This window comes from Halorussus vallis (assembly GCF_024138165.1).
GTDB classification, from domain to species: domain Archaea; phylum Halobacteriota; class Halobacteria; order Halobacteriales; family Haladaptataceae; genus Halorussus; species Halorussus vallis.
In genome coordinates this window covers 2786519-2807003 of the sequence record NZ_CP100000.1, presented here as the reverse complement: position 1 = coordinate 2807003, position 20485 = coordinate 2786519, and the positions used below count along the sequence as shown (strand labels likewise).

The following is a 20485-nucleotide window of genomic DNA, read 5'->3' as shown; positions in this document are numbered from 1 at the left end:
GCCGAACGACCGGATTTTGGTGATTTCGAAGCGTACCTGTGACGGCGGATGAGTGTGAGCAATCGCGCCATAGGAAATTTCCAACGGTCGCCACCCATATCCAGTTCTCATGTAAATATTATATAATATGTAGGTAAGAGATACACTCTAAAATCTAATTTTCGGATTCTATTCCTGGTTTTTGGCGAGATAGATTACGGTACCTCCCAGAATACCCATATATATTAGCGTGACTCACGGACAAAAACTTGTAATCGTCAGTAACTTACGATTGGATAGTTTCTCGGAGGGAAACTTGAAGTTCGCGTTTATCCCATGCCGAGCGATGCCCGCTCGATACCGTCACCGACGGCGGCGGACTTCGAATCGAGCGTGACCGCCGGTCGGGTTTTAATAGCGGTCGCGTCTACGGTACCGACGAGGCCGCGGTACTACCGTAGTCGGCGGAAACACCGAGCGGTCTCGCAAACAGGACGACCCAAGACAATGCACGTAACCGTCATCGGTAGCGCCGGTTCTGTCGGATCGACCCTCGCGTACACGCTGGCGGTCACGGTCCCCGACGTCCGAGTCCGTATGGTGGACGTCGAAGACGACGCCGTGGCCGGCCACGCGACGGACATCGAACACGCGACGAACCACGACGCCCACGCGGTCGGTCGGGCCATCGCGCCCGACGTCGAGGCCGGTCGCGGTCCGGTCGAGACAGCGGCGCCCGGACCCGAAGCCGTCCGGAACACCGACTGCGTCGTCGTCGTTTACAACGTCTCGCGCCCCGACGAGGCGGTCGGGCGGGGCGGGAGGGACGTCTACTTCGAGCAGAACAGCGCGGTCGCCGACGAACTCGGAGCCTGGATGCGGAAAGCCGACCCGCGGCCCGTCGTCGTCGTCACGAACCCCGTCGACCGCATCACCGAGCGACTGTGGCGGGCGTCCGGGTGGCCGCGCCGTTCGTTCGTCGGCTACTCGCTGTCGGAAACCGCCCGCGCCGCGGCCGAAATCGGTCGCCTCCACGACGCGGCCGCGAGCGACGTTCGGTGTCCGACGATGGGCGAACACGGCGAACGCGTCGTTCCGGTGTTCTCGAAGACCACTGTCGAGGGCGAACCGACCGACTTCACCGACCGGGAGCGCGAGCGGGTGGTCGACTACGTCCGGGACGTCCCCTACGAGGTCATGCGACAGCGCGGGGCCGACAAGTCGTCGCGGTGGGTGTCCGGCCGGGGCGCCGCGGCGGTGGCCCACGCGATTCTGACCGGGGGAACCGAGGAGACGGTCTGTCTGTCGGTCCCGCTGGCCGGCGAGTACGGCTTCGACGACGTCTGTATGAGCGTGCCGGTGACCCTCTCGGCGAGCGGGTGGGACCGAATCGAGCGCTGGGAGCTGTCGGAGTGGGAGCGCGACCGACTCGACGCGGCGTACGAACACCTCGCAGGCACGTGAGTCGAGCGTCGGTCTTCGCGCGCTCGTGCTCGTGGTTTCGGAGTCGCGGTCTTCGGAGTCACTCCTCGCGGAGCACGGCCTCGACCAGTCCGCGGAGGTAGCCGGCCGTGAACGCGTTCGCCCGGTGGCCCCACTGGGAGTCGCCCTCCATCCGCGGGACGTGGTCGGGGAGCATCGCGCCGTCGAAGCCGACGTCCCGGAGCGTCCGCATCACGGCGAGTTCGTCGAAGTTGCCCTCGTCGACGAACGTCTCGTTGAACGACGGCATCGTCCCCGCCACGTCGCGGAAGTGGACGAAGATTATCTCGTCGCGCTCGCCGAAGTACCGGACCACGTTCGGGATGTCCTCGCCCATCTCGGAGAAACAGCCGAGGCAGAGTTTCAGGCCGTGGTTCTCGCTCGGAACGAGTTCCATGGCGCGCTTGAAGCTCTCGAAGTCCCGGAACAGTCGCGGGATGCCGCCCATCTTCGCCATCACCGGCGGGTCTGCGGGGTGGAGGGCCATCCGGACCCCGGCCTCCTCGGCGACCGGCAGGACCTCCTCCAGGAAGTACTCGTAGTTGTCCCAGAACTCCGCCTCCGAGTAGTCGGCGTCGGCGTCGGCGAACGGCGCCTCCGGGTCCTCGATGTCCTCGACGTCGAAGCCGGTGGCCCGCGCCTCGCCGCGAATCCGCCGCGTCTTCGAGGTTCGCATGGGCACCAGTCCGCGGGGGTTCCACTGGTAGCCCAGTATCGGGACCTTCGCCTTCCCCATGTTACGAATCAGGGTCTTTATCCGGTCTATCTGGGTATCCTTCCCATCCCGGCCGAACATGATGTCGCCGTAGGTGGAGTAGGGAAGCGAGTGGACTCCGGTGAGGCTGAGGCCGGCGTCCTCGATTTTCGTCCGCGCCTGGACGAGTTCCTCGACCGAGGGGACGTACTCCCCGCCGAGGGTGAGGGTGTCCGAGCGTCCCGCCTGCGTGTTGTCGATGAATTCGTCAGGTTCCTCCTCGACCGCCGAGTGGTCGAGGAAGACGTCGTTCACCCCCAGCTGTTTGATGAATCGGAGTCGCGCATCGGAGAACTCCCGCGTCCGGAATCCCACGCGCATTCGGTCTTCGACGGCTTCACCCTCGGCTGGCTCCGCAACAGTCGTATCTGCCATAGTATAGCAAGGTCGGACTCCACCAATAAGTTTTATCCTCGGAAATCCGCCACGACGCTCGCCGGGCGACGCGACTCAGCAAGTTGAGTCGCGTCGCCCGGGTTAAGTTGGAACGAGGACGCGGGCGAGAATACGGAAAGAAGACGAGAACGCGACGACCGAGGCTCAGCCAGTCATGCCTTCGCCGACGCGGCCCTGGATGAGGCCGTAGAACAGCACCGGCGGGAGCACGAGCATCACCACGACCGCCATGATCTGGTTCCACTGGCGGAGCGTGTCGCCGGCGGTCAGGTAGTAGATGGCGACCGTCGCGGTGTGTTTGCCGCTGTCGCTGGTGAGCAGGTAGACCCACAGGAAGTTGTTCCAGGCGTTCAGGAACGCGAACAGCGCCGTGACGGCGACCGCCGGCGCGCTCAGCGGCAGGACGATCCGGAGGAACGCCGTCAGGTCGGTCAGGCCGTCGAGTTTGGCGGCCTCCTCGATGTTCGGCGGGATGCCCTGGCGGAAGAAACCCTGGAGCAGCCAGATGGACAGCGGCATCACGAACACGCCCAGACCGATGATGAGGCCGGCGTACGTGTTCACCAGCCGGAGCCAGTAGAACAGTTCGTAGACCGGGATGAAGATGACGATGGAGGGGAACATCACGGTGAACACCGCGGTGTAGAAGATGATCCGCCGGCCGGGGAAGTCCCGGCGGGCGAACGCGTAGGCGCCCGGAATCGAGACGAGTAGCGCGATGACGGTGGCGCTCAGCGAGATGAAGACGCTGTTTTTGAAGTAGGTCACCAGTTTGTAGTTCTCCCAGACGGTCATGAAGCTCTGGATGGAGAACGACTCCATGCCGGGGAGGACGATGAGCGGAACGTCGGTACTGATGGCCGCGAGGTTGGTCAGGAACGACGTCCGGATGATCCACAGGTACGGGAGCAGTGCGACCAGACCGAAGACGGCGAGTCCGGCGTACAGTGCGAGTCGGTCTCTTCTGCGTGATTCTATCATTCGTGGTCACCTCAGAGGTACATGTCCTCTTCTTCGCCGATCAGCGTGATGTACAGCACCGCCGCGAGCACCGAGATGGCGAGCATGACGATGCCGATGGCGTAGGCCCGCCCGAAGTGCGTCCGGAGGAACGCCACCCGGTAGACCAGGATGCTCAACAGCATCGTCCGGGTCCCCGGCCCGCCGCCGGTCAGCACGAACGGCTGGGCGAACTCCGCGAAGTTCCACGCGGTCCGTATCGCGAGGATGATGATGGTGGGAATCTTCAGGTGCGGGAGCGTGACGTCCCAGAACCGGCGGAGCCGACCCGCCCCGTCCATCGCCGCGGCCTCGTACTGCGAACTGGGAATCGACTTGAGCGCCGCCGCGTAGATGATGCCCGCGTACGCGTAGTCGTGCCAACTCTGTGCGACGATAAGCGAGACGTACGGCCAGAACGACCCCGAGAGGAAGTCGATGGGTTCGAGCCCGAACGTCGTGAAGAGCCGCGCGACGAAGCCGTAGTTGGGGTTCAGGAACCACAGCCAGATTATCCCGCCGACGAGCGGCGCGCTGAAGTACGGCGCCATCAGGGTCGCCGTGGTCCAGCGCTCTTTCGCCCCGCGGAGTTCGTTCAACAGCACGGCCAGCAACATTCCGAAGAAGAGCTGGCAGAACGTCGACGCCCCGACGAACACGATCGACCAGCCGAGCGCGAAGACGAACAGGTCGTTGGTGACCAGCCACTGGTAGTTCTGGAGTCCGACCCAGACGTTCGACCCGCCGAGGTTCACCCGGTGGAGCGTCAGCCAGATTCCCCTGGCGATGGGGTAGTAGAAGAACACCGTGAAGGCGACGACGGGAAAGAGGATGAAGAGGTAATCCGTCTTGTGTGCCTTCAGGCGGTCCAGGAGGGACTCTTCTTCCATCCCGTATTTATCGCGAAAATTCTGCGCGGTGCTGTCTTCACTATGTGCCATGTCGTCTATTACCAATTCACCTTTTACCGCATAAAGATTGTGTTCCCGGACGAAAACGTGACCGGTTAGACGCGACGCTCGCGGCGCGAAAGCGACGATAGCACCCCGGTTCGCCGGGGTATCGTGGCCGTGTGTAGCTTATCAGACGTGTTCGATCGCTCGCCCGCCCTGTCGATGGGCGGGAAGGTCCGAAGGGCGACCGGACCGCGACCCGGCGGTCACAGTTCGACCTTCGACTCCGCGGCGGTGTCGTCGTTCTCTCGGTGGCCGTGCACGATGGCCTCGCCGCCCTCGCGCTCGAAGACGTGGAGGTCGCTCTCGTCGAAGGTGAGGTTCACGACCTCGCCCTCCTCGGGTTCGATGGACGAGGGGGTCCGGATGCATGCCTCGCGGTCGGCGAGGTCGAGGTAGATGAAGTTGTCCGAACCGACCACCTCGACGACGTCGACCGGCGCCCGGACGCTCACCGATTCCGGCGCGTTCTCGTCGACCGTCATGTTCTCAGGTCGGATGCCGATCTCGAACTCGGTGGCGTCGGCGTTCCGGGCGACTCGCTCGTACAGTCGCTCGGAGATCTCGTAGCTGAAGTGGCCGGGACAGACGAACTCCCTGGAACCGTCGTCGTTCTCGCGGAGTTCGACGTCGAAGAAGTTCATGCTCGGCGAGCCGATGAAGTCGGCGACGAACCGGTTGGCGGGTCGGTAGTAGACCTGCTTGGGCGTGCCGACCTGCTGGAGTTTCCCGTCGTTCAAGATGACGATCCGACTGGCCATCGTCATCGCCTCCTCCTGGTCGTGGGTCACGTAGATGCTCGTGATCTCGAGTTCGGAGTGCAGACGGGCCAGTTCGGTCCGCATGTGCTTGCGGAGCTTCGCGTCGAGGTTCGAGAGCGGTTCGTCGAACAGGAACACCGACGGCTCCTGAACGATGGCGCGGCCGGTCGCGACCCGCTGTTGCTGGCCGCCCGAGAGCGAGGCGGGCTTCTTGTCGAGCAAGTCCTCGATGCCCATCATCTCGGCGGCCTCCCGGATGCGACGGTCTATCTCCTCGTCCGAGAGGTCGGTACCGATCTTGAGGCCGTAGCCCATGTTGCCGCGGACGGTCTTGTGGGGGTAGAGCGCGTAGTCCTGGAACACCATTGCGATGTCGCGGTCCTTCGGCGACGCGTCGTTCACCACGTCGTCGTCGAGTCGTATCTCGCCGTCGGTCACCGTCTCCAGGCCCGCGAGCATCCGGAGCGTGGTCGACTTCCCGCAGCCCGACGGCCCCACGAAGACGACGAACTCGCCGTCCTCGATGCTCAAATCGAGCTCCTCGACCGCGACGATGGCGTTCGACTTGGAGTCGAACACCTTCGTGACGTTGTCAAAGCTAACACTTGCCATTGTTTGGTCGTGTCTTCCAGATTCAGGCCAGAATCATAAATACTTATCCCTTACACAAGTCCACGCGCGGCGGGAAGTGAAGTGCCGCCCGCGGGCGCGTCGTCGTCGCCCCATCCAGTACACATAAGGGGGAATGCAAGTATCGTAGAGTATGCCTACCGAGACAGGCGGTGGCAACGTCGGCGACCTCGACGCGCTGTGCGACGTCGTTCGAACCACGCTGGGACCGCTTGGCGCGAGCAAATTGGTAGTCCGGGAAGACGGAACCGTGCTGACGACGTCGTCCGGGGCGGTAGTCCTCGAAGAACTCGACCTCACGAATCCGACGGTCACACTGCTCAGAACGGCAGCCTCGGACTTCCGGTCGCGACACGGCGACGGGTCGACCGGACTCGTGACCCTCCTCGGCGCGCTGTTGTCGGAGGCCGACCGACTCGCCGAACTGGGCCTCCACCCGACCGCCATCGAGCGGGGGTACCGCGACGCGATGGCCGTCGCGTCGGAGGAACTGGAGCGACGCGCGTCGCCGCTCTCGACGGTCGGGCGGGAGGCCGTCGCGCGAACCGCGCTCACGGGGACTCGGGACCCGAACGTTCGGGCCGACGTCGCGCAGTACGTCTCGCTGGCGGTGGCGGAACTGTCGCGGGGAACCGGGACCGGAACCGAAACCGGGACCGCGACCGCCACCGACCGCCGGCAGGTGAAGGTCGTCTCGCGCCTCGGCGGCGCCCAGTCCGAAACCGAACTGGTCGCGGGCGTCGTGCTCGACGCGAAGCCGGTCGCCGAGGACATGCCGCGGACGCGCGAACGGGCGGGTCTGGCCCTGCTCTCGTCGACCGTCGACGTGCCGTCGGTCGCCGGCGGCGTCTCCGGCGATTCGACCGAGGGGGTGCCGGTCGAGTCGTTCGAGGACCGGGTCGCTATCGGCGACCGGGAGCGCCAGGCGTTTCGGGACCAGTTGGACGCCGCCGTCGCGGCTGGCTGTGACTGCATCCTGACGAGCGGCGCGGTCAACGACCGGGTCGAGCGGACGCTCGCCAACCGGGGGATACTCGCGATAGAGCGCGTCGACGACGAGGACCTGGCGCGAATCGCGCGCGCGACCGGCGGGCGCGTCGTTCCCAATCTCGGGACGTTCGACGAGGAAAGCCGAGGAACCGCGACCGTCACCGTCCGACGGACCGCGGGCCGGGACATGACGGTGGTCGAATCGGACGCCGGCGAACCGACGTTCACCCTCTTCTGCCGCGCGCCCGACCCCCGCTCCAGCGACGAGTTCGAGCAGTCGGTTTCGGATGCCGTCGCGGCGACGCTGGCGGCCGAGGAAACCGGGACGGTGGTTCCGGGCGGCGGCGCGGTCGAAACCGGCGTCTCCCTCGCGGTCGAAGAGCGCGCGCGGTCGGTCGACGACCGCTCGCAACTCGCGGTCGAGGCGTTCGCCGACGCGCTGCTGGCGGTTCCGCGGACGCTGGCGACGAACGCCGGCATGGACGGCCACGCGGCGCTCACCCGACTTCGCGTCGGGCACGGTGACGGGCGGGACGCGCTGGGCGTCGACTCCGACCGGGGCGCCGTCGGCGACGTCCTCGCCGACGACGCCGTCGTCGAACCGGTTTCGCTCAAGCGAGCGGCGTGGAACGCCGCGACCGAACTGGCGATCAAACTGACGCGAATCGACGCGCAGGTCGCGGCGACGGACTTGCGCCCCGAGGGAGCCGCCGAGGAGGCGGACGACGAGGGCGCCCGGTAGCCGCGTCGCTCGGGGGTCGGCGAGAACGAACGTGAATCGGCAGAATATATCGTGAGAGCGGCCCACTCGCCGGATTCGGACGAATCCGGCGAGGGGACCGTCGAGAAGGGGGAGAACGTTCGCGGTCGAGTCGCGCCGCCCGAAGTCGGGTTATCCGGCGCTCTGGATGGTCTTCTCGATGGCCTTGCCCATCTGCTGGGGCGCCTTGTCGCGCTTGATCTGGCCCGCGTAGGCCTTGGCCATCGTCCCGCCGATGTTGTCCCACCGGATGGTGCTCGTGCTGGGGATGTCCCATTTCGCGCCGGTCGTCCGGTAGTTGTCGCCGTAGTTTTCGAGCAGGCTGATCTGCTTGTTCAGCGGCTGGGTCCGCATCTTCTCGTACTTCGACTGCTGGATCGCCTCGAGCAGCGGCTTGTACGCCGGGACCGACTGCGCGAGCTTCGGGTCGACGTACAGCGGCAGTCCGAAGTCCTTGCTCGTGTTGCGGAACTTCGCGAGTTTGAACGCCGCGTCCTTGACCTTCGAGGACTTGGTCAGGCAGAGCTGGCCCTCCAGGGTCCAGGAGTGACCGCCGTGCTGGCCCTTCTTGTCGGCCAGTTCCGGAATGTCGAACTCGTTCCCGTAGTTCGGGTCGAGTTTCGGCGCGGCGAGCGCGTAGGCCTCCCCGTCCCACCCGAACGTGGCGTCGGGGTTGATCGCCTTGATGGATTTGACGCTCAGGCTGTAGCCGTACGAGGCGATGTCGCCACGGACGAATAGCGGGATGACGCCCTCGTCGCCCCGCGACGGGTGCTTGTCGGTCGAGTACGCCTTGCCGAGGTCGATGTTGTTCTTTATCATCCCGTCGGTGCGGGCGGCCTTCCCGGGTTTGACGTGCGGGTCCTTCGAGGACCCCTTGTCCTCGACGTCGATCCAGGGGTCGGTGCCGCCGGTGTAGGCGGTCCTGGCGTTGCCCCAGTAGGGTTCGACGTCGGCCTGGGTGCCGGTCACCTCGTACGCGTGCGCGTCGGTGTTCTTCTTGATCTTGTCCAGCGCCCGGCGCATCTGGGTCCACGTCTTGAGTTCCTTCTCCGGGTTCTGGATTCCGGCGGCGTTCCGGAAGATGTCCGAACGCAGGGCGAAGACGGTGGTGTTCAGGCCGCCGATTCCCGCGGCCCACTGTTTGCCCCGGTAGTCGGTCGCCTCCTGCATCGCCGGCGTCCACTTCTCGGGTAGGTCGGAGTCGCCCTCCATGAACGTCGAGAGTTCGGCCACCTTCCCGTTCTGGAACATCTCGAGGCCGTACGTGCCGGCGGCCGCGAGGTCCGGTGGGTTGGTCCCCGACTGCATCGTCGTGATGTACTTCTGGTTCAACTGGTCCCAGGACATCACGCTCAGGTCGACCTTGACCTTGCTGTTCTGCTTCTCGAACGTCTTCATCCCCTTCTGGAAGTACTGCTTCAGCTGAGGGGTTTCGGCCGCCTTACCCGACCAGTACGAAACCGTGACCGACTCCTGCTGACCGCCGTCCTTGTTGGCGGCGGTGTCGTCTTTGGAGTTCGCGTTGCCCTCTCCGTCCGTCTTCTTACCGTCGTTCGACTGGCCCGCGCATCCCGCGAGCGCGCCGAGCGCCCCGGCGCTGACGCCACCGGCCAGTTTCATCACGCTTCGACGGTCGATGTCCGTCGATGTTTTGTCGTCCGCTTCGCTCGTCCGTTCGTCCTCGGTCGGGGAATCCGAGCCCGAGGATGTGGTACGTCTCACCATGACAGTCTATTGCACCACCTGATAGTCATGTTCAACCCTAATAAATGTTCTCACTGGTCGGCGGCGTTCGGCGGGACGACGCGGTCGTTTCCGAGCGAGGACCGCCTTCGAGGACCCTGCCGCCGGAAATGGATTTAAATATCTCGTCACAATAGAGGCCAGTATGACAACCGGGCCAGACGCGATACACGAACTCATCGAGGAGTCGGGGTGGTCCTACCCCGTCAGAGTCCGCAAACTGGAGCGGGAGCACGCGTTCGCCAACGTCCCGGTCGACGCGAAGGGGAACTCCGTCATGGTCGCGGAACTGCTGGCCGACGTCGACGCGAGGGAGATCGAGAGTCGAGACGAACTGGAGCGACTGTTCGGGCCGGTCTTCGAACGCGAGGCAGAGTCCCGGCGAGTCGGTCTCTTCGGCAAGGTCAAGCGCGCGTTCTACGGGCGGTGACGATGGCGAGTAAACTGCGCGCGTTCACCGCCGGCGGCGGCGGATTCCTGTTCGCGCTCTCGGCCTGGGCGCTGCTCGAGTACGGCCCGACCGGCGGATTCGTCCCCTTCCTCGGAACCGCGGCGCTCGGGGTGGCCGTGGCGGCGCTCCCGCGGGCCTACGTCGCCGGTCGGTTCCGGTTCCGGCAGGGGCTGCGGTTCCTACGATTCTGGCGCGAGAGCGCCCGGCAACCCGACGGGGACGGTGCCGTTCCGAGGTCGACGTTCGTCTCCGCGTCGCCCGTCCCCGACGACGTGCTCGACCGACTCGCCGCGACGATTCGGGACGACGACGCGTACGACGGGGTTCGTCGGGAGTCGTTCCCCGAGGGCGACGGACTGACGGTTACCCACGCCGGCTTCCACAACTCGTTCGTCCGGGTGACCGACGCGAGTCGACTGGTCGTGAACGGGACGTCCGAGAAGACCCGGCGACTGGTCGAGGAGATAGAGGAGACGTTCTCCGTCTCGGTCGAACCGGCAGACATCAACCCGTTCGGCAGGTCGGCGCCGATTCGGCGGGCCCCGAAGGTCGCGCTCGCGCTCGCGGCGGTCGTCCTGGTGGTGCTCGGCACCGGCGGCGTCGTCGGCGCCGCGTACCAGTCCGACGCGTACAACCCCGCCGAGCGGGGGATGCTCGTCGCCATCGACGCCCGGTCGGATGTCGACCCCGGGATGTCCGAGCGTCGGGCGTCGCTGGAGAAAGCCCGGTTCCTCGTCGGGATGCTCGAAGAGGAGGCGGTCGAAATCGGCTGGGAGTACAACACGACCGGTCGGGTCACCGCCCACGGTCGGGACGCGCTCGCCATCGCCGAGAACGCGCGACTGCTTCTGGCGGAAGCCCGCGAGGGGAACGCTCCGGGCGCGTCTCGGGCCGACGTCTCGCAGATAGAGGCGAACCTGCGGAGCGCCGAGCGGAGCGTCGCCGACGCGCTCGACCGCAAGGCCCAGAAACTCCCCGGGTCGAACCCCCGAATCGGCCGAATCCGGGAGACGCTGCTCGCCGGCGACCGGGCCGCCGCGAACGCCTCCGTCGAGTTCGGGCCTAGTACCGCGGTGGCGCAGTTTTATTAGGGCATCTGCCAAACGTTCAGACAATGGACATCGGTGACACGGAGCCCGATTTCGAGCGTCTCGACCGCGGCGAGTGGGCGATTCGGGACGAAGAGGTGCGCGAGTACGTCAGGCGAACGACCGAGGACGTCGCTTCGCTGGTCCGGTCGACGGTCGGGCCGCGGACCCTGGAGAAACTCGTCGAAACCAGGGACCACCAGGACGAACCGGAGACGATTCTCACCGCCGACGCCGACGAGATTCTGAAGGGAGTCGAGCGCGGCGGCGGGTTCAACGACCCCGTCGCCGCGCTGTTCGTCGACGCCGTCGACTCGATGCAGCGGGCGCTCGCCGACGGGACCGGAACGGCGGTGGTCCTCGCGGAGGCGCTCGTCCACCGCGGGTTGGACCTCGTCGAGTCCGGCCTCCACCCGAACACCGTGGTCGCCGGCTACGCGCTCGCCGCGGCCCGAGCAGGTGAAGTGCTCGACGAACTCGCGCGGCCCTGTGACCCGACCGACCGCGAACTGCTCGCCCGCGTCGCCGCCACCGCCGTGACCGCCGACGTCACGGGAGAGGTTCGACGCGGCTACGCCGACCAAGTCGCCGAGGCCGTCGCCGGCCTCGCGGAGGCGACCGACGGACGGTGGATCGACAGCGACGACGTCGACGTAATCGCCACGACTCAGGGCGAGCGCGGATTCCACCGGGGCGTCGTGGCGCGGCGACGACCAACCCCGCTCGAAGAGGCCGAGGACGCTGACGTCGACTTCGACTGGGAACCGGTCGTCGAGGGCGCGCTCGAAGACGCGAACCTCGTCGTCGTCGACGACGAGATGACCTTCGGCGCGACGGCGACGCAGACGACGGACACCCGCGTCGGGTCGCCCGCCGAACTCGAACGCGAGCGGGCCGCGCGGAGCGGTCGCCGTCGGGAGTTCGCCGAGCGTCTCGCGGCGATGGACGTGTCGGTGTTCGTCTCCCAGGCGGAGGTCGACGACCCGCTCCGACTCGCGCTGAACCGGGCGGGAATCGCGGTCGTCGACCGCGTGCAGTATCCGAAGTCGGACGTGTACCGCCTGGCCCGCGCGACCGGGGCCACGGTCGTCTCCCACGTCGACGACGTGACCGAGGCCGTCGTCGGCACCGCCGGGCGCGTGCGCGAAATCGTCCACGACGACGAGAAGTGGACCGTCTTCGACGAGTGCGACGGGAGCGCGTTCACCCTCGTCGTCCCGGTCGAACTCGAAGCGTCGGCGAGACAGCGCGAACGACTCGTCTCCGACGCGGTCGCGGTGACCACGGTGGCGGCGGTCGACCGCCAGGTCGTCCCCGGCGCGGGCGCCCCCGCCGCCGCGGTGATGCACGAACTTCGACGGGAGACGCGGTCGGTCCCCGGGCGAGAGCAACTCGCCGTCGAGGCGTTCGCCGACGCGCTCGAAGACTTCCTGGGAGTGCTCGCACGAAACGCCGGCCTGAACCACGTCGACGCGACGGCGAACCTGCGGGCCGCGCTCGCCCGCGACCCGGACTACGCTCCCGGCCTCGATTTAACGACCGGCGAGAGCGTCGATGCGTGGGAGGCGGGGGTCGTCGAACCCCGGCGCACGTTCTCGCAGGCCCTCGAAACCGCGCGGTCGGTCGCCGAGCGACTCCTGACCCTCGACGCGATGCTCTCGCCCGGCGTGGAGTTCTCGGCGTTCGACCCGGAAGTCGAACACGAGTAGTCGGCGCCGTCCGTCCGAACCGCCGCGGCCCGGAAACGTCCGCCGAAGTATCACGCGCCGACCGTACGCCCCACGCGCCCCTCCGAAGCACGGATTCTCGCCGGATGGCGAATTCGAGGATTCCGGACGATGGATTTATACTATGCCGACCGTATTGGCATAACATGCCACTGCCAGTTGAGCAGGTTCGGGCACGTCTACGTGGCGTCGCCGTCGGGCTACTGACGCCGTTCGACGATGACCTCGAAATCGAACACGGGAAAATCGAAGAGAACGCGCAGGACATCTACGACCGCGGCATCCGGACGTTCCTCGCGACGGCGAACATCAGCGAGTACCACTCGCTCTCCCACGAAGAGCGAATCGAGGTGGCGAGGACCAGCGTGAACGCGCTCCCCGACGACGCGTGCGTGCTCGCGGGCGTCGGCGGGTCGACGGCCGCGGCGACGGAACTCATTCGCGCCTACGACCGCGTCGGGGTCGACGCGATGATGATCATGCCGCCCGACCACACCTACATCCACGAACGCGGGTTGCTCGAATACTACCGAAAACTCGACGCCGCCACCGAGACGCCGCTCGTCCCCTACGTCCGAGGATTCGACCCGTCGGTGAACTACCTCGCGGACCTGACCCGCATCGACGGCGTCGTCGGCATCAAGTACGCCTTGAAGGACGGCGTGAAACTGGGCGAGGGAGTCGCCGCGGGTGACGACGACGTCGTCTGGGTCGACGGCCTCGCCGAACCGTTCGCGGTGTCGTTCTGGGGCGAGGGAATCGAGGGCTTCTCCGCGGGGGTGAGCAACTTCAGGCCGGAGGTCGGCCTCGAACTGTTCGACGCGCTCGCCGAGGGGAACTGGGAGCGCGCCCGCACGCTCAGGAACATCTGCATGCCCTTCCAGCGACTCCGCGACGAGACGGGCGCCGACAACTCGATTCCGGGTGCGGTCAGCGTCTCGGTGGTCAAGAAGGGCCTCGAACTCGCCGGACTCCACGGCGGCGCGGTCCGCGAGCCGATTCGACCCCTCTCGGGGGAGAACGAACGGCGCGCGGAGGAACTGTACAACCAACTCGACGACAACATCGCCCGACTCATCGGGTGAGCGAGGACCGACGACCGCGAAGCGAGAGCGGTAAAGCGACGTTCGAAGGACGGTACTCCGGGAGTCCCGGACGTCACGCTCGCACCGTCGGACACGTGTTCTCTGGACGATGCCGATACCGAACACCGGTCGGTGACGCCACCGATTCGTCTCTCGATTCCCGCTCCTCGCTCCTTCCCTCGCCGTCGTTACGCCGGCCGTCCGACCGTCGAACGCTACGGGGCGACGAGCGTTCCCGAGACGGGAACGCTCCTGGGGGCAATGACGTGAATATTCGGCGTCGAAACGCCGAACGGAGGGTTTCGGACGCCGTCGGAGCGTCGTTCGTCCCACCGGCCGGTCGAAATCCCCCGACCAGTTCTGCTCTCGCGAACTCTCCGCCTCTACACTTTCCGGGCGCTCTCCCTGCCGTTTACGGCACCTCGTCGAAATTTCGAGACGTCCGTCGCCGGTTGGACGAGCGCGATGAGCGGAGAGAAGCCAGAATCCATTACAGGATTAGAACTGTAACGGTTCGTGGTAGGGGAACCGAGGGTGGATGCCGGACGCCAGATGTAGAGAACGACGGTCGATGTACGGTACGCCGACCGTCGGACCGCTTCGGACGGAAAATCGGTTGCGGCACTTACGAGAACTTCGTATTCAGTTCGATGACGTTCGCGGCCCGCTGGACCTGGTCGGCGAGTTCCTCTCGGATTCGTTCGTCGGTGACGCGACTCGACGGGCCGGTGACGCTGACCGCGCCGAGGACGGTGTCCTCGTTCTTCACCGGCGCCGAGATGCACCGGAGTCCTTCGATGTTCTCCTCGTCGTCGATTCCGTAGCCCCGTTCGCGGATGCGTTCGAGGTCGTCGTAGAGTTCGTCGGCGCTCGCGATCGTCTCCGGCGTGAAGCGCTCGAACTCCATCGACTCGACGATCTCCTCGGTCCGCTCGACGGGAAGGTAGGCGAGGATCGTCTTGCCGAGCGACGTCGAGTGCATCGGGGCCCGACGCCCGACGCGCGAGCGCGTCTCGACCGCTCGCTCGCTGGTCGCCTTGTAGAGGTAGGCGACCTGCCCGTGCTCCTCGACACCGAACTGGGCGATTTCGTCGGTCACCGCGGCTAACTCCTCGACCTCGTTGCGGATGACGTCGTAGTTCCCGACCTGCTCTTTGACGTGGGTCGCCATGTCCAGGAACTTCAGGCTCAGCCGATAGCCCTCCTCCTCCCGGACGATCATCCGGCGGTCCTCGAGCGTCCGGAGGTGACTGTGAACGGTGCTCTTCGAGTGGCCCAGTTCGTCGGCGATCTCCGTGACCCCGATTCGGCCCCGCTCCTGCAAGAGGTCGATGACGTTGAAGGCGATCTTCACCGACCGTATCGTTCGTCCGGGGCGTCCGTCCGTTTTGTTCGGCATACAGGTACATTAGACGGGCCACGTATAATGTTGTTCCCTCCTGGGGAACTGCCGGGGATGCGACCCGAGGGAACAGGCCGAAGAAACGAGAAAGCGGCGGAGGAGCGCTCAGTAGTTGTCGTAGACGGTCTTGACCGACGAGAAGAAGTCCAGACCGGCGTCGCCCTGCTCGCGGTAAGTGTTCGTCGAGGAGTCCTTGTAACCGCCGAACGGGACGTGGAGCTCCAGTCCCGTGGTCTTCTCGTTCACCTTGGCGACGCCCGCTTCGACGTCCTCGACGAAGGTCCCGGCTTCGGAGTGGTCCTGGGTGACGATGCTCGCCGAGAGGCCGAAGTCGACGTCGTTGGCGGTGGCGAGGGCCTCCTCGAAGTCGCCGACCCGGATGACCGAGAGCACCGGGCCGAAGATCTCCTCCTGGGCGATGCGCGCGCCGTTGTCGACGTCCGAGAAGACGGTCGGCGCGACGAAGTAGCCGTCGTCGTACTCGCCGCCGGTGAGGCGCTCCCCGCCCGTCTCGAGGGTAGCTCCGTCCTCCTTCCCGACGTCGACGTATTCGAGCGTCGAGTCGAGTTCGTCCTGGGAGACGTGCGGTCCCACGTCGGGGTCGTCGACGCCGGGACCGACGTCGAGCGACTCGGCGTACTCGGTGATCGCCTCGACGAATTCGTCGTAGACCTGCTCGTGGACGATGGCCCGCGAACACGCGGTGCACGACTGTCCGGTGGTCCCGAAGGCGCCGACGCCGACGATTTCGACCGCCTCCTCGACGTCGGCGCTCGGCATCACGACGGTCGGGTTCTTCCCGCCCATCTCGCACTGGACGCGCTTCAGGTCCTGCGCGGCGGTTTCGGCCACCGCCGTTCCGACCGCCGTGCTCCCCGTGAAGGAGACGCCGTCGACCGCCTCGGCGGCCGCCAACGGCGACCCGACCTCGCTGCCCGACCCGGTGACCATGTTCGCGACGCCGTCGGGGAGGCCGGCCTCGTCGAGACACTCGTACAGGACGCGGGAACTGTTCGGCGCGGCCGACGCCGGCTTGTGGACGACCGTGTTCCCGGCCGCGAGCGCGGGCGCGAGCTTCCACGCCGGAATCGCGATGGGGTAGTTCCAGGGCGTGATGAGTCCGACGGTCCCGAGCGGTTCGCGTTTCGTGTGCAGGTCCTTCCCCGACGCGCTCGGCGATTTCACGGTCCCGCCGAAGTCGCGGGCCTTCTCCGCGTAGTAGTAGAAGATGTCGACGGCGCGCTGAACCTCGCCCGACGCCTCAGAGCGGGTCTTTCCCTCCTCGCAGACGAGGGTTTCGGTGACCTGCTCCTTGCGCGCTTCGAGTTCGCCGGCGGCGTCGCGAAGTATCGCTCCCCTCGCGGGCCCGGGCGTGTCGCTCCACTCGTCCTGGGCGTCGACCGCGGCCTCGACCGCTGTTTCGACGTCTTCCGCCGTGGAATCCTGATACCGGCCGACGACCTCGTCGGTGTTCGCCGGGTCGAGAACGTCGAACGTTTCGGCCGACTCCGAGTCTACCCACTCTCCGCCGATGTAGTTACCGTACGCTGTGGACATCGCCCTTGATAGTTCCTAACACAGAACTACTAATGTTTCGGTCGGTGCAAGAGGAGTTTCCCACCGTGACGACGGTCACATATGGAGGCGTGCGGGGTTGTGCGGAACACACCGAGGCGACGTGAGCGGAGCGAAGTCGTCGAGGCTAGCGGAGTGCGTTCGTGACGACAACGCGGCAACTGTTCGCACTCGCATCCGCCGTGACTGAGCCGTTCGCCTATCAGTAACTGGTCGACAGGTATCGAACGTGATGAGAGTCGACGAAAACGTCGAAGGCGCTGACGGGTCGAAACGAGGGAAGTGGCGGTGAACTGAGCTGGAAAGTATAATTAATTTTCCATTAGTGATGGCTTCACAGTGAGAGGATAGAATTTTAGTTTGTGAAATTACCCACCCGCCCGCTTCGTTTCCGAGCTCTACTCTTTCATCGAGGTCTATATGTAGATATTTCATACTACACCACCATATCTCCTACTTCTTGTTGTCTTACCCCCCTTTATCCACGAGATTTAATTTCTCCTCAGAGTTAAGTCCCGACTGCTTTTGACCTCGTTTCAATAACAGTTCTATCTTCTTCGCAGAAATTATCTCCGGCGATAATCAGCCACCAATAAACTACAGGTATATTACAGTAACTATGTGCCGGTTCGAATCCCATCTGCATCGTAGGTCACCGTTCTTCCGGCGAGTTCACCGAGTGCTCACCGTGTGAGTCGCAGGAGAAAGCGGGCGGCATGGGATTTGAACCCATGACCTTTTGGTCCGGAACCAAACGTTCTGTCCGCTGAACTAGCCGCCCTCACCGAACACTACAGGACTCGCCGATTTAACGGTTGTGAAAGTCGCGAATCGCGCCCGGAACCGCGCCGGACACCTTGGATTGTCATGCGTCGTATCCGACGCGTCCGGATAGTTCAGCTGTCGGCAAATTCTTTTACGGAACTCGCGGACCTTCGATACGGTGAGGGGTTTCCGATGACTGTAAACAACTTAGAAGAACTGTTCGAGCACGAGCTGGAAGACATCTACTACGCGGAACACGAGATCGTCGACGCGCTGGAGGACCTGGAGAACCAGGTCGAACACGACGACATCAAGCAGGCGTTCCGCGACCACCGCGAGCAGACCCAGGGCCACATCGAGCGCCTCGAAGAGGTGTTCGACATGCTGAGCGAACCGCCCGAGGAAGAGGAGTGCGAGGCCATCCAGGGCATCATCGCCGAGCAGAAGGAGTTCGCCGAGCAGGACCCCGACCAGGAGGTCCTGGACGTGTTCAACGTCACGGCGGCCCAGAAGGTCGAACACTACGAGATCGCGGCCTACGGCAACCTCGCGATGCTGGCCGACCGCCTTGGGATGGACGAAGCCGGCGACATCCTCCACGAGAACCTCGAAGAGGAGGAGGAGACGCTGGAGAAACTGAAAGACCTCGCCGAGAGCTTCAACTACCAGCAGATCGCCGCCGACTGAGCCGTCGGGGACGACCGAGTCGGGAGACGCACGCGGTGCGCCAGCGACGTTCAGCAACGTTCTTTTTTCGAGGAGCCGGTTCGCGCGTAGCGATTCGAGCGTCGCCCGCTAGTCCACTTAGCGAGCGCCGTCTTCGCCCTCGGACTTGTGCTCGCCACCGTCGGCTTCGAGGGAGGCGTCGGTCGTCCCGTCGATGACCGACCGCTTCCACGTCCCGCGGGTGAACCATGCGGTCGCCCCGACGGCGCCGACGACGTGTCCGAGCGCGACGCCGACCCAGATGCCGGTCGGGCCGAGCCCCGTCCGGAACGCGAGGTAGTAGACCGCCGGCACGCGGATGAGCCAGAGGGTGACCATCGAGAACGCCATCGCGGTCTTGGTGTTGCCCGCCCCGCGGTAGGCGCCGACCATCACCTGGAACACGCCGATGAACGCGAACTCCACGGTCCGAATCCGGAGGTACTCGGCGGCGTAGTCGATGGTCCGCGCGGCCTCGGGCGTTCCGGTCGCCATGAACACCGAGACGACGGGCCGGGGAAACAGCGCCGCGAGGACCGCCAGTCCGAGCATGATGGCCGCGCCGGCTTTGGCCGCCAGCCAGACCGCGCGCTCGGCGCGCTCGGGCTTGCCCGCGCCGAGGTTCTGTCCGACCATCGTGTTCGTCGCCTTGCCGAACCCGACCGCCGGGAGGAAGACGAGCGAGATGAGTCGGTTGCCCAGCCCGTAGGCCGCGATGACCGCGGGTTCGAAGGTGACGATCATCACCGTCAGCGTCACCATCGCGAGCGCGCCGGCCGACTGTTCGAGCGCCGAGGGGACGCCGATGCGGACGATGTCCTGGATGTACTCGAAGTCCGGCGCGAGGTGGTCGACGCGGAGGTCCGGCCCGGTGTTGGTGGCGAACAGCACGTAGAGTCCGTAGACGCCCGCGACCGTCCGCGCAACGAGGGTCGCGACGGCCGCGCCCGCGATGCCCATCTCGGCGAACGGCCCCATGCCGAAGATGAGCAACGGGTCGAGCACGACGTTCAGCGCGACGCTAACCGCCATCACCCGCATCGGCGTCCGGGTGTCGCCGTAACCCCGCAGCAGCGCCGAGAACGCGAAGAACGCGAACATCGGCGGCAGGCCGAGGAAGAATATCTCCATGTACTCCTGGGCGCGCGGAACGACCTCCGCGGCGGTGGCGCCGTGGCTGGGGAACAGCGCGAGCATCGGTCCCGCACCGAAGTAGCCCACGACGCTGAGCACCGCGCCGATGGCGACGACGAAGCCGACGGTCTGTCCGGCGACCTTCCCTGCAGAACCCCTGCTGTTCGCGCCGGTGTACTGGGCGACCAGCGTGCTTCCGGCGACGTTGAATCCGCCGCCGAACGCGATGAGGAAGTAGATGATGGGGAACGCGAGGCTGATTGCGCCGACCGCGGCGGCGGAGTACCGGCCGAGCCAGAACGCGTCGGCGACGTTGTACGTCACCTGTAGCAACTGGGTGACGACGATGGGCCACGCGAGGTGGAACAGCGGTCGGGACAGGTCGCCCCGGGTGATGTCGCGGGACTCGGTAGACGACACTATTCGTTCGCAGAACGGCTTAGGATTTTAACGCTTCGGGTTGGAAATTGGTCCGCAGAACCGAGAGATTCGGAAAGTGTCGTGTCAGGGCGTCTCGTTCGTCTCGAGCGAGAGGTCGGCGGTCGGGTAGGCGGTGCAGGTGAGGATGTACCCCTTCTCGACCTCGTCCTCGCCGAGCGTCTCGTTGTTGCTGTGGCGGACGTACTCGTGGGCGTCGCCGTCGGTCACCTTGCCGCCGCAGGAGAGACACTGGCCCTGTCGGCAGGCGTAGGGCAGGTCCCAGCCCTCGTCCTCGCCGGCTTCGAGCAGCGTCTCGTTGTTCGCGACCTCGATGGTCGACCCTTCGTTGACGTACTCGACCTCGAAGTACTCCACCTCGTCCTCGGAGATGGCCGCGGGGTCGAATCCCTCCTCTTCGTCGCCCTCGCCTTCGAGTTCGCCCTCGGCGCCGCCGCCGACCGCGACCGCACCGCCACCGCCGCCGATGGAGCGGTTCATCGGTTCGGGGAAGTCCGTCTCCGGCACGGTCGCCGCGCGGCGTTCGAGCACCTCCTGGGAGATGTCGTCGGGGACGCGCCACTCGGTGCCCCTCGAATAGTGCAGCGCCACTACGATGAGGACCAGCGAGAGTCCGAGTCCCAGTCCCAATACGTCTACCATGCGCGGGGCTACGGAATACTACT

16 protein-coding genes and 1 tRNA gene are annotated in these 20485 nt (G+C 65.5%); 7 read left to right on the top strand and 10 right to left on the bottom strand.

Features of this window, described 5'->3' with window-relative positions; translation table 11 throughout:
• Positions 1-486: 486 nt before the first annotated feature.
• Positions 487-1443, top strand: coding sequence for a malate dehydrogenase (locus tag NGM07_RS14155; RefSeq protein ID WP_253512703.1), 957 nt, complete (start codon positions 487-489; stop codon positions 1441-1443).
• Between the two features lie 58 nt (positions 1444-1501).
• Here NGM07_RS14155 and NGM07_RS14150 read toward each other — a convergent pair whose 3' ends face one another.
• The 4 genes from NGM07_RS14150 to NGM07_RS14135 form a co-directional block, all read right to left on the bottom strand.
• Entirely contained in the window at positions 1502-2590 is a 1089-nt protein-coding gene (locus tag NGM07_RS14150; protein WP_253512701.1) for a mannonate dehydratase, read from the bottom strand.
• Between the two features lie 165 nt (positions 2591-2755).
• Positions 2756-3592 carry a carbohydrate ABC transporter permease gene (locus NGM07_RS14145; protein WP_253512700.1) on the bottom strand — a complete coding sequence of 279 codons (837 nt, stop codon included), beginning with the start codon at positions 3590-3592 and terminating at the stop codon, positions 2756-2758.
• Between the two features lie 11 nt (positions 3593-3603).
• Positions 3604-4500, bottom strand: a complete 897-nt coding sequence (locus NGM07_RS14140; protein ID WP_253512698.1) for a carbohydrate ABC transporter permease — start codon at positions 4498-4500, stop codon at positions 3604-3606.
• A gap of 269 nt (positions 4501-4769) precedes the next feature.
• Complete coding sequence (locus NGM07_RS14135) at positions 4770-5936, bottom strand: ABC transporter ATP-binding protein (RefSeq protein WP_253512696.1); 1167 nt, start codon at positions 5934-5936, stop codon at positions 4770-4772.
• Positions 5937-6087: 151 nt separating this feature from the next.
• Here NGM07_RS14135 and NGM07_RS14130 point away from each other — a divergent pair, with 151 nt between their 5' ends.
• Positions 6088-7686 (top strand): TCP-1/cpn60 chaperonin family protein, encoded by a 1599-nt coding sequence (locus NGM07_RS14130; protein WP_253512694.1) that lies wholly within the window; start codon positions 6088-6090, stop codon positions 7684-7686.
• Between the two features lie 150 nt (positions 7687-7836).
• On the opposite strand, the gene NGM07_RS14125 is transcribed toward NGM07_RS14130, so the two are convergent.
• Positions 7837-9327 carry an ABC transporter substrate-binding protein gene (locus NGM07_RS14125; RefSeq protein ID WP_253512692.1) on the bottom strand — a complete coding sequence of 497 codons (1491 nt, stop codon included), beginning with the start codon at positions 9325-9327 and terminating at the stop codon, positions 7837-7839.
• A gap of 268 nt (positions 9328-9595) precedes the next feature.
• On the opposite strand from NGM07_RS14125, the gene NGM07_RS14120 reads away from it, so the two are divergent.
• The 4 genes from NGM07_RS14120 to NGM07_RS14105 all read left to right on the top strand — a co-directional run bounded on the left by NGM07_RS14120 (position 9596) and on the right by NGM07_RS14105 (position 13801).
• Positions 9596-9880: a hypothetical protein gene (locus tag NGM07_RS14120; RefSeq protein ID WP_253512690.1), complete on the top strand. Its 285-nt coding sequence runs from the start codon at positions 9596-9598 to the stop codon at positions 9878-9880.
• Between the two features lie 2 nt (positions 9881-9882).
• A complete protein-coding gene (locus NGM07_RS14115) occupies positions 9883-10992 on the top strand; it encodes a hypothetical protein (protein WP_253512688.1) in 1110 nt (369 codons plus the stop codon).
• 23 nt (positions 10993-11015) lie between these two features.
• On the top strand, positions 11016-12698 hold the full coding sequence (locus NGM07_RS14110; RefSeq protein WP_253512686.1) for a TCP-1/cpn60 chaperonin family protein: 1683 nt from the start codon (positions 11016-11018) through the stop codon (positions 12696-12698).
• 164 nt (positions 12699-12862) lie between these two features.
• A complete protein-coding gene (locus NGM07_RS14105) occupies positions 12863-13801 on the top strand; it encodes a dihydrodipicolinate synthase family protein (protein WP_253512685.1) in 939 nt (312 codons plus the stop codon).
• 625 nt (positions 13802-14426) lie between these two features.
• Here NGM07_RS14105 and NGM07_RS14100 read toward each other — a convergent pair.
• The 3 genes from NGM07_RS14100 to NGM07_RS14090 all read right to left on the bottom strand — a co-directional run bounded on the left by NGM07_RS14100 (position 14427) and on the right by NGM07_RS14090 (position 17559).
• Positions 14427-15200, bottom strand: coding sequence for an IclR family transcriptional regulator (locus tag NGM07_RS14100; RefSeq protein WP_253512683.1), 774 nt, complete (start codon positions 15198-15200; stop codon positions 14427-14429).
• A gap of 108 nt (positions 15201-15308) precedes the next feature.
• Positions 15309-16760 (bottom strand): 2,5-dioxovalerate dehydrogenase, encoded by a 1452-nt coding sequence (xacF, locus tag NGM07_RS14095; protein WP_253512682.1) that lies wholly within the window; start codon positions 16758-16760, stop codon positions 15309-15311.
• Between the two features lie 726 nt (positions 16761-17486).
• Positions 17487-17559 (bottom strand) — tRNA-Arg (locus NGM07_RS14090).
• Between the two features lie 176 nt (positions 17560-17735).
• On the opposite strand from NGM07_RS14090, the gene NGM07_RS14085 reads away from it, so the two are divergent.
• Positions 17736-18230, top strand: coding sequence for a DUF892 family protein (locus tag NGM07_RS14085; RefSeq protein WP_253512680.1), 495 nt, complete (start codon positions 17736-17738; stop codon positions 18228-18230).
• A gap of 117 nt (positions 18231-18347) precedes the next feature.
• On the opposite strand, the gene NGM07_RS14080 is transcribed toward NGM07_RS14085, so the two are convergent.
• The gene (locus NGM07_RS14080; protein ID WP_253512678.1) at positions 18348-19802 is read right to left on the bottom strand and encodes an MATE family efflux transporter; all 1455 of its coding nucleotides are present in this window, start codon (positions 19800-19802) and stop codon (positions 18348-18350) included.
• Positions 19803-19886: 84 nt separating this feature from the next.
• Positions 19887-20462 (bottom strand): 2Fe-2S iron-sulfur cluster-binding protein, encoded by a 576-nt coding sequence (locus NGM07_RS14075; protein ID WP_253512677.1) that lies wholly within the window; start codon positions 20460-20462, stop codon positions 19887-19889.
• Positions 20463-20485: the final 23 nt, after the last annotated feature.